Consider the following 13404-nt stretch of genomic DNA (forward strand, 5'->3'; position numbering starts at 1 on the left):
TAATACGCCTCATGTTTGGTTCTGGATGGCGCTCCCCCAACATGCCAAAAGCCGAGGTGGTGAAGCAATCAATGCTTCCAGGTCCCGATTGCTCCCAAGCCTGCAATCGTTTCATAACTTCAGGAAAATGAAGGTTGGGGGGTTGAAGGTTGGGGGGTTGAAGGTTGTTCGCGTAGCGTGGCCTTTTGGCCAAGGTTGGCTGGTTGGGTGGTTAGCTGGTTGAAGGTTGTTCGCGTAGCGTGGCCTTTTGGCCAAGGTTGTTGGCCTTTGGGGTTCGAGAAGGGTAGGTTGGGGGGTTGGAGGTTATGGTTAACCTGACAATTGCCTAATTCAAAAGTGTTCTGCTCAAGCAACGGTTTCATCAGGCTGCCGTTGAGTACCCACATTTTCCCAGGATGCTGCTGGCATTTCTCTACTGCCCGTAAGGAGTCTACTTGATCAGCTTGAGCCAAAAACGCTTGCCAAGCTCGTTGAATGGTCTGGGGTTGGCGACAAGGACTGGTTGGTCGCAGGATGCTGAAGCAATCAAAGTCTCGCCCCAGATTACTCAAATGCCTCAGGGTGTAATCAATCCACTCAATATCTGGTGACTTGTCGGTAGCATACTCTGGCGGACGCAAAAATGGTACATCAGCGCTATAGTAACGAGCAATTTCCGCCACCTCTTCTGAGTCAGTGGAAACAATCACGGCTGAGAACACTTGGCTTTGAGTTGCAGCAGCAATAGTATAAGCAATTAACGGATGCCCTTTTAAACGACGAATATTTTTACCAGGTACTCGTTTGGAACCAGCCCGGGCTGGAATTAGGGCAACTACTGTCGGAGTTTTAGAATCCACCAATTTTCTTGATCTTAGACAATAATCTTGCTGGCAAATTTTTGATCACCACTTTATAGTTTACAGAAATAGGGAATAGGTAAGCTATCAGCTATCAGCTATCAGCTATCAGCTATCAGCTATCAGCTATCAGTTATCAGCTATCAGCTATCAGCTATCAGCTATCAGCTATCAGCTATCAGCTATCAGCTTAAGCGCTACGCGCACGCTACGCGAACAGCTATCAGCTATCAGTTATAGCAATCCTAAACGAGGTTTATTTTCAGCTGACGGCTAACAGCTGACGGCTGACAGCTAACGGTAGTCGGGAGTATAACGGGCATCTTGCCCGTTACAATTTTACTAGTAATTGTTGGTTTTATAATAACTCATTATTGCAGTTAGTTATCTATTAGTAATTACTAATTTTAATACTTGTCAATATTGACAAGTATAGTGTATAATTATATATGGCTCAATCAATTACTTTAAGTACAAATTACTGGGTTTTAGGAAGTAGGGATTAGGTAGTAATAATTGCTCCTTGCCACCGTGAACTAAATCCCACAGCATTTCCTTAATAAGGAAATAAACTTGTTCGCGTAGCGTGGCCTTTTGCCCAAGGTAAATCATCTGGTAAATCATAAGTAGTAAAAACCCGTTCTAATAGAGCAATGGTAAAAATTAACATTCACAGCGTGTAATCGCAAATCACACTATAAAAATAACACCATAAACAGAATCTACACTAGTTTAATCAAAATAATAGCGGTGATACTACTTAGGATTTACACAGATTTTTTATTTTATGCCCTATTGCCTGTTACCTAAAATCCAAAACGTACTTCAACCAATTGATAACTACTATCGTAAACATTCTATTGCAGCAAAGCAAATGACAAACTCAGACCAGTTTGATACTCGTTTCAACCTTTTACTAACTGCCTTCGAGCGGATCACCCAACAGATTGAACAGCTCGGTCAAAGAACCGATTCCAATGCTCGTGCCATCGAGCAGACCAACCAACAGATTAAACAGCTCGGTCACAGGATCGATTCTAATGCTCGTGCCATTGAAGCTCTAACCAATACTGTCCATGAGTTCAAACGAGATCGCGCTCAAGCATACTCTTTGATGGCAGATTTAGCTCAAAATCAATCCCGAATGTATGGCATGATGGCCAACTTAGATGAGCGACAGGAACAACTCTCCCAGCGACAAGGTGAGATTGTAGAAATTATGAAGTTACTGACTAAATCTAATTAGGATTTAGAACCACTAGGGTGAGGATTTAGCTATAAACAGTCAGCTGACTGCTTATAGCTATTGAGAAAACACTAAACACTATTGCAGCAAATGACAAACTCAGACCAGTTTGATACCCGTTTCAATCTTTTACTAACTGCGATCGAGCAGATTAGCCAACAAATTGAACAGCTTCGTCAAAGAACCGATTCTAATGCTCGTGCCATTGAAGCTTTAACCGATACTGTCAATGAGTTCAAACGCGTTCGCGTAGCGTGGCCAAAGGCCATCGCTCTCAACTGTATTCTGTAATGGCTAATTTAGCACAATCTCAGTCTAATTTATTTCAATCTCAGGCTAATTTAGCGGACAGTCAATCCCGAATGTATGGCATTATGGAAAATTTAGATGAGCGACAGGAACAACTTTCTCAGGGACAGGAACAACTGTCTAACCGACAGGGGGAGATTGTAGAAATTCTGAAATTATTGACTCAATCTAATTAGGGTTTATAACCACTAGCGTAAGCTATCAGCTTAAGCGCTACGCGCACGCGATCGCGTTCAGCTGATAGCTTACAGATCTTGATAAAACACTACACACTATTGCAGCAAAGTAAATGACAAACTCAGACCAGTTTGATACCCGTTTCAACCTTTTATTTACTGCCATTGAGCGCATCGACCAACAGATTGAACAGCTCGGTCACAGAATTGAACAGCTTCGTCAAAGAACCGATTCCAATGCTCGTGCTATCGAAGCTCTAACCGATACTGTTAATGAGTTCAAACGGGATCGCGCTCGACTGTATTCTGTGATGGCCGATTTAGCAAACTCTCAGTCTAATTTAGCTCAAAGTCAATCCCGAATGTATGGCCTAATGGAGAACTTAGATGAGCGACAAGAACAACTTTCCCAGCGACAGGAACAACTGTCTAACCGACAGGGTGAGATTGTAGAAATTCTGAAATTATTGACTAAATCTCAACCAGCTTAAATCTAAGCTATCAGCCCTCAGCTATCAGCGGTCAGCTGAGGGCTGATAGCTGAATGCTTAAGCAAAAGGGGCAAGGGAGATTTATATCAATTGTTTTGGTTCCCTTCTAGTAAACTATCCAGCTTATTTTCAATGGTGTTAAGTTTCCTGAGAATAGTGGGACGGTCATCATCGATAGCTATTAACATCCGAGTCAATCCTTCCTCAACTCTGGTAACTCTATTGACAACCTCTTCCATGGTCTGAATTCTCTCTCCATGGTCATTGGCAATAGCTTCTACAGAACGAGCTAATGACTGCACCACTGCTTCAACCTCTTCCATGGTCTGAATTCTCTGTTGATGATCATTAGTAAGAGCTTCTACAGAACGAGCTAATGACTCCACCACTGCTTCAACATTTTCAATGGTATGAATTCTCTGTTGATGGTCATTAGCAAGAGCTAGTACAGAACGGGCTAATGACTCCACCACTGCTTCAATCCGGTCTAATCTATCGTTGTTATTACTCACTGCTATAGCATTTATAAATAGCTTATGAACACCAATACTAATTTAGTATAGCATTTCGATTTAGTATAGCATTTCCTGTAGTAATTTAATAAAAATATTACCGCTTTTTACATTACCCAAAATCCCTTTATACTCGATTAATTATTGCCTGTTGGGTGCATCTCACTTTTGCCTAATTTCAAAACTGAGATGCACCGGTACCTACTCCCTACTCCCTACTCCCTACTCCCTACTCCCTACTCCCTTTCCTAATACCTTACTCACAAATCAGTTTTTTATTACTGATGAGTAATTGAGGCTAAACCTTTTGTTTAGATGGGGAAGGTTTCAGCTTACGTTTGATGGTTGAAGCTAAGCCGAGAATGGCAAGGGTAAAGATACTTATACTATGAGTGGGTTCAGGGACAATCACCGGTTTCGCAGAAAAACTAATCGGCAACTCGCTATCTTCTGGTCCAAAATTTTCAAAACCAGTGATAAATGGCGGTGCTGAAAAAATTTCAAAAAAACTAGGGGGCTGCAAAAAACTAGCGAAAAAGACATTAACAAAGTTTCCAGCTGAGGTGGAAAATCCAAAGCCGTCAGTTGTTAACTGATTACCATCAATACTAATTAAATTGTCAACCTCGAAAGGTTCGTTTCCCGGTGTAGAAGTACCAGTAGGTTGCAAACCAGTAATTGTTTCGCTGTTGCGCGTGCCAGTAATTTCATAAATCAGGAAAAAACCCAAATCATCAGGAGTATCATTAGTAGTGAAAGTACCACTGGCTTCGATACCAGGAGCAGAATAACTCCAGTTCCAATTTAAAGCTGAAGCTGCCTGGGGTGCCACCAAAACCAATCCAGAGGTAGCAATCAGGAGTGTGGTAGATAGCAGAGTTAGATTTTTCATCGCAAATTTAGGGTTGATCAAAACTGTAATTTAGACTAAACATTGAATAATATAGCGTTTCTCTCAGTTATGAGGTACGCTTTTCAACTTCAAAGTCCCCCTTATTAAGGGGGATTTAGGGGGATCAAGTTGTACCTTATGGGATATAGAATTAAATAATAACTCAATACATGAAGCCGCACAACATGATTATCCGAGATGCAGAAATAAGGGATCGTGAGAGCCTGCGCTCCTTACATATGTCAGCCTTTCCGATCGGGGAGGGTGATATGGTGGCAGGTCTCGCTGATGACCTCATCTCCAATATTACCGAGCCATGTACCTTATCATTGGTAGCAGTCGATGACAATAAAATAATTGGAAACGTTGCATATAGTCCTGTATTTATTTCCGAAAAACAAGATTTTCATGGCTATATTCTGGCACCACTCGCTGTTAAGCCAGAATGCCAAGGTAATGGTATCGGGAGTCAACTAATTGATGCTGGGATTAAGAGATTGCGTAGTATGAATGTGAATATTGTCTTCGTGTATGGTGATCCTAGGTATTATCAACGATTTGGCTTTAAGGCAGAGTTGGCAACACATTTCATTCCTCCATATCCATTGCAGTGGCCTTTTGGTTGGCAGGCGCTCCTACTTCGCGAGATAGAGAAGTCAGGTGCTGCTGTGAATATCAAATGCGTAAAATCTTTAAACAATCCTAAACTATGGTGATAGGTTGCTAGGATTGCAATAACACTTTCAATTATGTTTTAAAACCATAGTATTATCGTTAGTTTTAGGGATGGATTTGCTGCCAAATTGTACCAAATACTCTTCCCATACTCCCCTGAGCCGCATAGTCCTAGATTCCTGGCATAAAAAGATTTGAAAGATTTGGTTGATTTTCATAAAGGGGTTTTGACAAGCGGATTTGGTATTAGATCTTCCCAATAGATCTTCCAAGTTAAGGGAAATAATGCGAGTTGTAGGATGTTCCTCTCCCAACTGTTTGACAGCAATCTTTCGAGCCTGCTGGTACAGGGGTTCCGCTTCCAAGTACTGTCCCTGACTTTCGTACAGTACTGCCAGGTTGTTGAGGATTTCTGCCACATCTGGGTGTTCTTGGCCCAGGAGGCGTTTCCTCAGGTCTAAAGCTTGCAGGTAAAGGAGTTCCGCTTTTTGGTATCGCCTCTGACTATAGTACAGTAAAGCCAGGTTTTGGAGGGTGCTTGCCACATCTCGGTGTTGTTGACCCAGCAGACGTTTCATCAAGTCTAAGGCTTGCAGGTAAAGGGGTTCCGCTTTTTGGTATCGCCCCTGCTTCCAGTACAAATAAGCCAGGTTGTTGAGGCTGATGGCCACATCAGGGTGTTCTTCACCCAAGCGCTCTCTAACCGTTGATAAGCATTGCTCATACCAAGGCCATGCTTGTTCGTAAGCGCCTTGACCATGGTAAAACCAGGCTAAGCCAACAAAAGGACAGATTAAATCTTCGTTATTTAAGTAATCCTTTTGGTTAGTGACAACTTCCACCAGGTGAGGGATAGCAGGGGTAATTGCTAGAATGTCTGACTGAGTTGGGGTCTCAGGAATATTCTTTGCTATTGTTACTATCGCTGAACAAAAGCCCTGTTTGAGGATTTCAATATCAGCTAATTGTTCCCCCTTGATACTCAAAAAGTCTCTAATCCGTTCCTGAAGTTGGTAGGTATTATCATCCAACTTCTGTAGTAAATACTTTTGAACTAAGATATCCCGATTAACGACCAAATCAAAGTCTAAGCTAGCAGCTCTAGCAGCCTTTGAAACTAATGACCAGGGAATAGGAGCTAAAGCAAATAAACTCAAGAGACCAGCCATGGTTTGAGCTGAAGACTCTAAGGAATCCCAATTGAGTTCCAGCACAACATCTGTACCAGAGTCACCTTCTTGAGATTGCTTCTGCTCTAGGAGCAATAAAATTTCTTCTAGCATCATGTACTCCCTGGCTTTGAGAACAGCCCTGCCAACGTATATAAAGCTAAAGGTTCAAAGTGAACTTTTTTACAGAGTGTTTTGGCAAACTCTAGCTCTTGTTGATCAAACTCTTGCCTTAACAAGTTTGCTAATAACTCTAGAGCCTCATTTTCTGGTAATCCCCCCAGAGAAAGTGATGGATAGGTTAACTGTGAGCTACGTGTGGTGATTAATACCCTGAATCGAGAACCCATGGGCGGTAAGTAGTCTTTGATTTGCTCGATGTTAGTGACATTATCGAAAACTAATAAAACCTTACCTGGTTGCCAGCTACGCCAGCAATAAGCTAGTTGGCTAGCAATGCTGAAATTTTCAGGAATATTAAAACCAGGAAATTCATTCACAATTGCAAATTCCGAGAGCTGGGTGACGATATCCACTCCCTTGAAATACAACCAACAACATCCACCGGGATAATCTTCTAATTTGTACCAAGAGTATTGAATTGCTAGTTCTGTTTTCCCTACTCCCCCCTTACCTGTGCGATCAGTAATCGCCACAATAGTATTGTCTTGCAATAGCTGATCTAACTTTTCCAGTGGCTGGTGTCTATCCACAAACTTACAGGCTTGAGTACTGGGTATATTGTGGGAAATTTCAAAGGGATTAGGATGATAATCCTCCCGATCACCATCCCAACTGCGCCGATAAAAATAGGTTGGTAGTTGTTGTTTATTTAAACTAGCAAATTGTTGTTTAACGTGCTTAGCAACTGCTGGCATATCTGGCAGCCAGTCATGGTGCGCCAACGCTTCTCTTACTGCTTGGGAAAAGTATCCCATTTTTTCTGAGGAGTTAACTTTGGCTGTCTCCCCTTCTCTAGTAGCTAGTAAGACAAACTGTTGACTGTCTTTCCTAGGTTGACCACTAGGAAACTGTTTCCCTCCCAAATTGGTTGGTCGCCCTTTTGACTCTAAAACATAATTAGCACAAGCATCGACTATACAAATATGATGTGGAATTTTAAAGGCATCTGAACCTAAAAGCAGTAACAGGGAATTAAAATCTAGATTCTGCCAATTATTTTTACTAGCATCAGCACAAAGTAGCCTGCGATTCCGCTCCGAAGTAATTAAACCATGACCAGCCCAAAACATAAACAGTAAATCTCCGTTTTTTTGGGACAGGTCATTGGTAATGATATCAACTAGATTATGCTCCGTTGCTGGCTTTGACGTTATCTCAAATTCCTTAACCAGTTCACTATTTTCAGTTAAAGGAGACAAACAGAGCTTGATATTATCTGTTGGCACTGCTTGTGATAACAACCAATCAGCAAACTTGATGGCATCATGAACGGGACCATTAACATTCCAGTTTGTTGCTTGATAGTTCTCGATACCGACAATCAACCCATAGGTTTTTTCTGGCCTAGCATTAATGGTCATGGAGTGCATCTCACTTTTATAAATGTCCCGTAGGGTGCGTTAGGGGCGGACTTGCCATGATTTTTTGCGTAGCCAGGGTTGTGATAGCCCGCCCCGTAACGCACCACCGGTTCAAACAGCAAATATGAGATGAACCCATAGTCATGGTAATCGCGGGATAATTGCTTTCCAGGTAGCTGGGTTTGTCCAATAAGCACTATGAGCTTGGGGAAACGGTTGTTTACTATCCACCAAAACATCCTGCACTTTATTAGGGAATAGAGTAGCGCCAATGTAACTAAGGAAATCGCGTGAATCATAAATATTCAACCACTCCGGAAAAAAGTCGGGCAGAGGCTGACCAAATTCTAGGCTATATAAGCCATTAATTTCGTATAAAAAGGGAGCTTGAGAACCAACTGTAATTAATAATGTCACCTGTGCCATTGGTTCAGTTACCAGTAAATCAACACAAGCAATCCCTCCTAAACTATGGGCTAATATAACAACTGGTGGTTCAGCATCTTCTATAGTTTTTTGGATAAAATCACGTATTTTATGACCCCGACTTTGATAGAGTATAATATCACCAGGTGTAGGAGTATTTGCTTCAGTAATTGCACCCCTCTTACTCCTCACCCAAGCTGTCGCTGGACCCGCCAATAAGGAAAGTGGTTTCTGGATCCAGTCACCCAATCCCAAGTCTTCCTCCTTACCCAAAGCATTACTGAGTGATTTCACGAGTTGATCACGCAATTCCGGATCAGGAAGGATGAAGCCATGGTGGTGCTGCTGAGAGTCAAAAATTGCCTGAGCAACAATTGCTCTTGCGATAGTATCATAACAGTCACTATCTGAATCAGAGACTTGGTTTAATACTTCTTGATAAACAGCACTGCGAGTAACATGGCGTCGTGCCTGATCAAACACCTCTGCTATGCCCGCTGCTTGTAATTTTTCTTGCAATTCTCCAGTAGGAATCAAATCCAGCAACCGGTCATGTAATTGATCACCCGGTTGTTCTCCAAAGGGATTACTATCACCACCAGTCCTAGGTTTAAACGACAACAATCCCAACTCATAAAGGGGATTGCGATATAACTCCTGCCAAAGAATAATAGTTTGATCCTCTTCTTCTCCCTGATCCAGAGCTAAGGTAGCATCATACAAGGGTATCGATGCCCCTTCAGCATTGAGCTTACTCCCAAATTGCTCACCCCAAAAGCAAGGAACAACGGTAATATCTGGACGTTGTTTTGTGACAAAACCCTCAACTATCTTAAAGGTTTGCTCATAGGCAGCTTGCCTAACCCCTGTGCCATGGACAAATACGAGAGTTGTCATAGTTGAGAAGATAGTTGATCAATATCTATATATTTTACTGTGAGCGGTCAGCGGTCAGCGGTCAGGGGTCAGCGGTCAGGGGTCAGCCGTCAGCGGTCAGCGGTCAGCCGTCAGCAGACTTAACTCAGATTAAAAGAATGCTTATATCTTTTATTCAAAAGCTGAAAGGTAAGCATATGCCCTACGTGCAGGCTACTTGATGTGACTTCAGCTGATAGCTGTTCGTGTAGCGTGCGCGTAGCGCATAAGCTGATAACTGATAACTGACCGCTAGCTGATAGCACCTCAAGTAGCGTGGCCAACGGCCTTTAGCTGATAGCTGATAACTGACCGCTGATAACTGACCGCTAGCTGATAGCTGATAACTGACCGCTGATAACTGACCGCTAGCTGATAGCTGATAACTGACCGCTGATAACTGACCGCTAATAGCTGATAGCTGATAGCTTAGATAAAAAAATTCGGTCAAGTTTGGTTTAACCCAAATGCTTGACCGAATTCTATTGTGTAAACCTAATTGAGTACAGCTTAGCTGTCATCAAATCCAAACAAAAACTGAATCAAGGAATCCATTCTTATCAAGTTACTCAGGTACTGCTTTCCAGCAAGCACATCCTAACTCTGTTTACATTATACCCGATACTTTTTAGCTACCAAAGTCTACCAAGATAGACCTTGGCCCGCCAATGCAAGATGCAATAGCATCCAGGGGGTATCTCCCAAAGCTCTCAGGAATATCCCGCGAGCGCCATAAAAATGTCAAAACGTTAGTTCCACCGTAGGTCGAGAGCGCAACTATTAAACCCTTGGTTTTCGGCTTTAATTTAAGTTACATAATAATCCCTGTCGGTGTTACCCTAATTTAAGTCTAACAAATAATAAAAGTTTTTGGTAGACTCTGCGACATTTTCTCTAGCTGTTTACTAACCCTCCACGTAAGCATTCAGTAGTCAGCCGTCAGTGGTCAGTGGTCAGTGGTCAGTGGTCAGTGGTCAGTGGTCAGTGGTCAGTGGTCAGTGGTCAGTGGTCAGCCGTTGGCCACGCTACGCGAATGGCTGATAACTGATACGCGACACGCTGATACGCGACACGCTGATAGCTGATAGCTTAAAAATAACCTCCACAATTCTTGGCCGCCAGGGCGGCAAACCCTGGCAAAACCCTATCCTAATCTAGATATAAATACCGAATCAAGGTGGTCATCACCTCACCAGGATTTTCCGTAGGCTCGGGAGTGCTCCACTCATCGGGATAGGCGTATTTAAGGCCATAAATGGCATAAATAGTATGCCGAACTTGTTTAGGAGAACCAATCAAGATGTGCTTGACTTTCTTAGGTTTGCGACCTTGATTGTCAGGGTTTTGATTGTCATCGGAGTTGGGGTTAATGTTTTGATTCATGACCAGTAATTAGTGTAAATGGTTTACACTATAAATATATTAATAAATTAATATATTGTCAAGGGGTTTAGGAATTTTTTTTGTTACGAAATATGGAGATTGTGGAGAGGGTGGGGAGTGTTTAAAGTGTGGCCAGGGTGGGAATATCAAATAGTTTTTATTTGTTTACATTTTTGATAAAAATAATCCTATAGAGTTAGGGCAGCAGTAATCGTAGGGTGGGCAGTGCTTCATAGCAATTAAAAAGCTTGTAATCGGTTGAATCGGCACTGCCCACCGACAGTAACTTAGGGAAGTATGGGGCAGCAGTAATCGTAGGGTGGGCAGTGCTTCATAGCAATTAAAAAGCTTGTAATCGGTTGAATCGGCACTGCTGCCCACCGACAGTAACTTAGGGAAGTATGGGGGAGCAGTAATCGTAGGGTGGGCAGTGCTTCATAGCAATTAAAAAGCTTGTAATCGGTTGAATCGGCACTGCCCACCGACAGTAAATTAACTCGACAAAATAGTTAATTGTATTATTTTTTAATAATGTTAATCGTCAGGTGGGCAGTGCTTCATACCAATTAAAAAGCTGACAATCTCGAAGGTAAGCACTGCCCACCCTACATCTCTAATGAGGGATTTTTTCCCTCTTGCCTCTTGCCTCTTGCCTCTTGCCTCTTGCCTCTTGCCTGCTCCCTGCTCCGAACGCGCCCCGCGTGGCCTACGGCCTCAGTCCCTGCTCCCTAAAACCCATAAATTTGTACCTCACAAGTTGTAGAATTGCTATATCATTATCGGGGAGAAGAATTAGTGGACAGCAGAAAATACGCTGCAGCAACCCAGCGCAACCGGGAACCAATTTTAAAAGTACTTTTAGAGATACTACCAGCCACTGGCACAATTTTAGAAATTGCTAGCGGTACCGGAGAACATGCTATCTATTTTGCACAACAGTTAAACCCTCGAAAATGGATTCCTTCCGATATCAATGCTTCCCTCCGTGAAAGTATTATCGCCTGGGCTAAAGATTACCCTAGCGACAACCTCCATCAAACCCTTGATATTGATGTCAGTCAGCCAGTTTGGAAAGTAGAAACGGAAATACTATCAGAAATACCAGATATTGTAGCGATGGTGAACATTAATATGATTCACATTTCACCATGGTCTACTTGTTTAGGATTAATGGCAGGTGCTGGTCGTATCCTTTCATCAGGAGATATTCTATATTTATACGGTCCCTACAAACAAGGTAATAAACATACTGCACTTTCCAATGCTGATTTTGACTCCTATTTACGAGAACAAAACCCAGAATGGGGAGTACGTAATTTAGAAGATGTTGTAGACGTTGCTAATACTCATAATCTCATCCTTGAAAAAACTTATCAAATGCCAGCTAATAATCTTTCAGTAGTATTTAAACACATGTAAGTAAAATCGTAGGGTGGGCAGTGCCTAAGACCCATCCTAAAACTTGTAGTTGCTTTGATAAGCACTGCCCACCCTACTTGGATATAGTGCTACGCGCAAGGCATGCATGCCTTTAGCATGCATGCTAAAGAGAATAAAAATCATCGTAGGGTGGGCAGTGCCTAAGACCAATTTCAAAGGTTACCATCGCTATGATACTTACTGCCCACCCTACATCAACTAAAATAATTTAAAATTGCTATAATAAAATTAAGTATTTAAAACGAAGAATTATATGATTACAGTTACACGAGAAGAAATTGAGCAATTTCGGTATCAATTGGCAAATTATCCAGAGGCTTTGGCTGCCCTAAATGAGATAGAAGAAGAGGAAGGAGATTTGGAGTATGCGACTGAAATTATAGCTTCGGAAGCCGGAATCGACAGAATAGATATAAAAGAGAGTTGGTTGCAAAATTTAGCCAGGCGGTGTCGCCATATAATTTGTCAAGATGAATTTAAAAATGATCTACTCGCTGGAGGAATTACTACTTTGATTCCGTATTTAGTGCAGTCGGTAAATTTGCCCGTGGCATTGGCGACTCCAGTAGCTATTTATATAGTTAAGATTGGAGTCAAAAGTTTCTGCAATCAAGAGGAAACAAGAAACCATAAAGATTATCCATTAGCACAAGAATTAATTGCCGATAATAAAGGTAATATCGAGAAAGTATTAATTGATTTTCAGGACTATGAACGTTTAATTGAAAGCTTTGAAGATGAAGGACTATATCGTGCTATGATGGAAGTTAAAGATGAAACTCCCTTAAGTTTGGAAGAAGCATTAGCAGAACTAGATAAGGAATGAAAACCGAATATCTTCCAACCTTTCTTAAAGATCTTAAATCTCTGAAAAGCACGCCCGTTTATAGAACGATTAAAAAGTTTACGTTTCAGGATATTATTTCCTGTCAAAATCTTAGGGATATCAAAAACATCAAAAAATTAAAAGGAGAAGAAAATGCATATCGAATTCGTTTAGGGGATTATAGAATTGGTTTTTTTATAAAAGGCGATACTATCATATTCTCCCGTGTTCTCCATAGACGAGAATTTGATCGTTATTTTCCTTAAAGCAATAGAAAATTATAAAGTAGTAGGGTGGGCAGTAGAATCGCAGCCCACCGGCAGTAAATAAAATTAATCGTAGGGTGGGCAGTGCCTAAGACCAATCCCAAAGCTGGTAGTAGCTTTGATAAGCACTGCCCACCGACAGTAAATAAAATTAATCGTCAGGTGGGCAGTGTATATAACCAATTTCAAAGGTTTCCATCGCTATGATACTTACTGCCCACCCTACATCAACTACTCCCGACTCCCGACTCCAGACTCCCTACTCCCTAATGATCAAAATTGCTCAGGATCGATA

18 protein-coding genes are annotated in these 13404 nt (G+C 41.8%); 10 read left to right on the forward strand and 8 right to left on the reverse strand.

The genetic code is table 11. The features are described 5' to 3' along the window. Window positions 1-119: 119 nt before the first annotated feature. Entirely contained in the window at window positions 120-839 is a 720-nt protein-coding gene (locus F6K20_RS06620) for an acylneuraminate cytidylyltransferase family protein (RefSeq protein WP_287294193.1), read from the reverse strand. Window positions 840-1713: 874 nt separating this feature from the next. Here F6K20_RS06620 and F6K20_RS06625 point away from each other — a divergent pair. From F6K20_RS06625 to F6K20_RS06640, 4 genes are all read left to right on the forward strand, one after another. Beyond that, entirely contained in the window at window positions 1714-2085 is a 372-nt protein-coding gene (locus F6K20_RS06625; RefSeq protein ID WP_287253797.1) for a hypothetical protein, read from the forward strand. Between the two features lie 90 nt (window positions 2086-2175). Beyond that, window positions 2176-2376, forward strand: a complete 201-nt coding sequence (locus tag F6K20_RS06630) for a hypothetical protein (RefSeq protein ID WP_008181902.1) — start codon at window positions 2176-2178, stop codon at window positions 2374-2376. Next, a complete protein-coding gene (locus tag F6K20_RS06635) occupies window positions 2376-2570 on the forward strand; it encodes a hypothetical protein (protein WP_008181903.1) in 195 nt (64 codons plus the stop codon). Before F6K20_RS06630 ends, F6K20_RS06635 begins: the two co-directional genes overlap by 1 nt. Window positions 2571-2683: 113 nt before the next feature. Continuing rightward, window positions 2684-3061, forward strand: coding sequence for a hypothetical protein (locus F6K20_RS06640; protein WP_287253795.1), 378 nt, complete (start codon window positions 2684-2686; stop codon window positions 3059-3061). A gap of 86 nt (window positions 3062-3147) precedes the next feature. On the opposite strand, the gene F6K20_RS06645 is transcribed toward F6K20_RS06640, so the two are convergent. Beyond that, entirely contained in the window at window positions 3148-3573 is a 426-nt protein-coding gene (locus F6K20_RS06645; RefSeq protein ID WP_008181906.1) for a hypothetical protein, read from the reverse strand. A 151-nt stretch (window positions 3574-3724) separates the two neighbouring features. Here F6K20_RS06645 and F6K20_RS06650 point away from each other — a divergent pair, with 151 nt between their 5' ends. Then, window positions 3725-3865: a hypothetical protein gene (locus tag F6K20_RS06650; RefSeq protein WP_154659737.1), complete on the forward strand. Its 141-nt coding sequence runs from the start codon at window positions 3725-3727 to the stop codon at window positions 3863-3865. Between the two features lie 6 nt (window positions 3866-3871). On the opposite strand, the gene F6K20_RS06655 is transcribed toward F6K20_RS06650, so the two are convergent. Further along, window positions 3872-4465, reverse strand: coding sequence for a PEP-CTERM sorting domain-containing protein (locus F6K20_RS06655; protein ID WP_287267134.1), 594 nt, complete (start codon window positions 4463-4465; stop codon window positions 3872-3874). 185 nt (window positions 4466-4650) lie between these two features. Here F6K20_RS06655 and F6K20_RS06660 point away from each other — a divergent pair, with 185 nt between their 5' ends. After that, window positions 4651-5181, forward strand: coding sequence for a GNAT family N-acetyltransferase (locus F6K20_RS06660; protein ID WP_287267131.1), 531 nt, complete (start codon window positions 4651-4653; stop codon window positions 5179-5181). 27 nt (window positions 5182-5208) lie between these two features. Here F6K20_RS06660 and F6K20_RS06665 read toward each other — a convergent pair whose 3' ends face one another. From F6K20_RS06665 to F6K20_RS06675, 3 genes are all read right to left on the reverse strand, one after another. Beyond that, window positions 5209-6426 (reverse strand): tetratricopeptide repeat protein, encoded by a 1218-nt coding sequence (locus tag F6K20_RS06665; RefSeq protein WP_229420171.1) that lies wholly within the window; start codon window positions 6424-6426, stop codon window positions 5209-5211. Continuing rightward, window positions 6423-7853 carry a caspase family protein gene (locus tag F6K20_RS06670; protein ID WP_287267127.1) on the reverse strand — a complete coding sequence of 477 codons (1431 nt, stop codon included), beginning with the start codon at window positions 7851-7853 and terminating at the stop codon, window positions 6423-6425. Before F6K20_RS06670 ends, F6K20_RS06665 begins: the two co-directional genes overlap by 4 nt. Window positions 7854-7994: 141 nt before the next feature. Beyond that, entirely contained in the window at window positions 7995-9176 is a 1182-nt protein-coding gene (locus F6K20_RS06675) for a hypothetical protein (RefSeq protein ID WP_008181916.1), read from the reverse strand. Window positions 9177-9190: 14 nt separating this feature from the next. On the opposite strand from F6K20_RS06675, the gene F6K20_RS06680 reads away from it, so the two are divergent. Continuing rightward, window positions 9191-9376 carry a hypothetical protein gene (locus tag F6K20_RS06680; protein ID WP_131827191.1) on the forward strand — a complete coding sequence of 62 codons (186 nt, stop codon included), beginning with the start codon at window positions 9191-9193 and terminating at the stop codon, window positions 9374-9376. On the opposite strand, the gene F6K20_RS06685 is transcribed toward F6K20_RS06680, so the two are convergent. Next, complete coding sequence (locus F6K20_RS06685) at window positions 9358-9645, reverse strand: hypothetical protein (protein ID WP_008181917.1); 288 nt, start codon at window positions 9643-9645, stop codon at window positions 9358-9360. The genes F6K20_RS06680 and F6K20_RS06685 overlap by 19 nt on opposite strands. 698 nt (window positions 9646-10343) lie before the next feature. After that, window positions 10344-10577: a hypothetical protein gene (locus F6K20_RS06690; protein ID WP_008181918.1), complete on the reverse strand. Its 234-nt coding sequence runs from the start codon at window positions 10575-10577 to the stop codon at window positions 10344-10346. A gap of 795 nt (window positions 10578-11372) precedes the next feature. On the opposite strand from F6K20_RS06690, the gene F6K20_RS06695 reads away from it, so the two are divergent. The 3 genes from F6K20_RS06695 (at window position 11373) to F6K20_RS06705 (ending at window position 13109) form a co-directional block, all read left to right on the forward strand. Next, on the forward strand, window positions 11373-11996 hold the full coding sequence (locus F6K20_RS06695) for a DUF938 domain-containing protein (protein WP_044494669.1): 624 nt from the start codon (window positions 11373-11375) through the stop codon (window positions 11994-11996). A gap of 607 nt (window positions 11997-12603) precedes the next feature. After that, window positions 12604-12843 carry a RelB antitoxin-like protein gene (locus F6K20_RS40520; protein WP_502708080.1) on the forward strand — a complete coding sequence of 80 codons (240 nt, stop codon included), beginning with the start codon at window positions 12604-12606 and terminating at the stop codon, window positions 12841-12843. After that, the gene (locus F6K20_RS06705) at window positions 12840-13109 is read left to right on the forward strand and encodes a type II toxin-antitoxin system RelE family toxin (protein WP_287294196.1); all 270 of its coding nucleotides are present in this window, start codon (window positions 12840-12842) and stop codon (window positions 13107-13109) included. Before F6K20_RS40520 ends, F6K20_RS06705 begins: the two co-directional genes overlap by 4 nt. The last annotated feature ends 295 nt before the right edge of the window (window positions 13110-13404 follow it).

The sequence above is a fragment of the Moorena sp. SIO2C4 genome (genome assembly GCF_010672485.1).
In the GTDB taxonomy this organism is placed as follows: domain Bacteria; phylum Cyanobacteriota; class Cyanobacteriia; order Cyanobacteriales; family Coleofasciculaceae; genus Moorena; species Moorena producens.

Bases quoted from the DNA above. Each gene is read 5' to 3' on its own strand.
- F6K20_RS06675 (WP_008181916.1), bottom strand. From the start codon at position 9,176: ATGACAACTCTCGTATTTGTCCATGGCACAGGGGTTAGGCAAGCTGCC.
- F6K20_RS06630 (WP_008181902.1), top strand. From the start codon at position 2,176: ATGACAAACTCAGACCAGTTTGATACCCGTTTCAATCTTTTACTAACT.
- F6K20_RS06670 (WP_287267127.1), bottom strand. From the start codon at position 7,853: ATGACCATTAATGCTAGGCCAGAAAAAACCTATGGGTTGATTGTCGGT.
- F6K20_RS06665 (WP_229420171.1), bottom strand. From the start codon at position 6,426: ATGATGCTAGAAGAAATTTTATTGCTCCTAGAGCAGAAGCAATCTCAA.
- F6K20_RS06705 (WP_287294196.1), top strand. From the start codon at position 12,840: ATGAAAACCGAATATCTTCCAACCTTTCTTAAAGATCTTAAATCTCTG.
- F6K20_RS06625 (WP_287253797.1), top strand. From the start codon at position 1,714: ATGACAAACTCAGACCAGTTTGATACTCGTTTCAACCTTTTACTAACT.
- F6K20_RS06640 (WP_287253795.1), top strand. From the start codon at position 2,684: ATGACAAACTCAGACCAGTTTGATACCCGTTTCAACCTTTTATTTACT.
- F6K20_RS06660 (WP_287267131.1), top strand. From the start codon at position 4,651: ATGATTATCCGAGATGCAGAAATAAGGGATCGTGAGAGCCTGCGCTCC.
- F6K20_RS06655 (WP_287267134.1), bottom strand. From the start codon at position 4,465: ATGAAAAATCTAACTCTGCTATCTACCACACTCCTGATTGCTACCTCT.
- F6K20_RS06690 (WP_008181918.1), bottom strand. From the start codon at position 10,577: ATGAATCAAAACATTAACCCCAACTCCGATGACAATCAAAACCCTGAC.
- F6K20_RS06635 (WP_008181903.1), top strand. From the start codon at position 2,376: ATGGCTAATTTAGCACAATCTCAGTCTAATTTATTTCAATCTCAGGCT.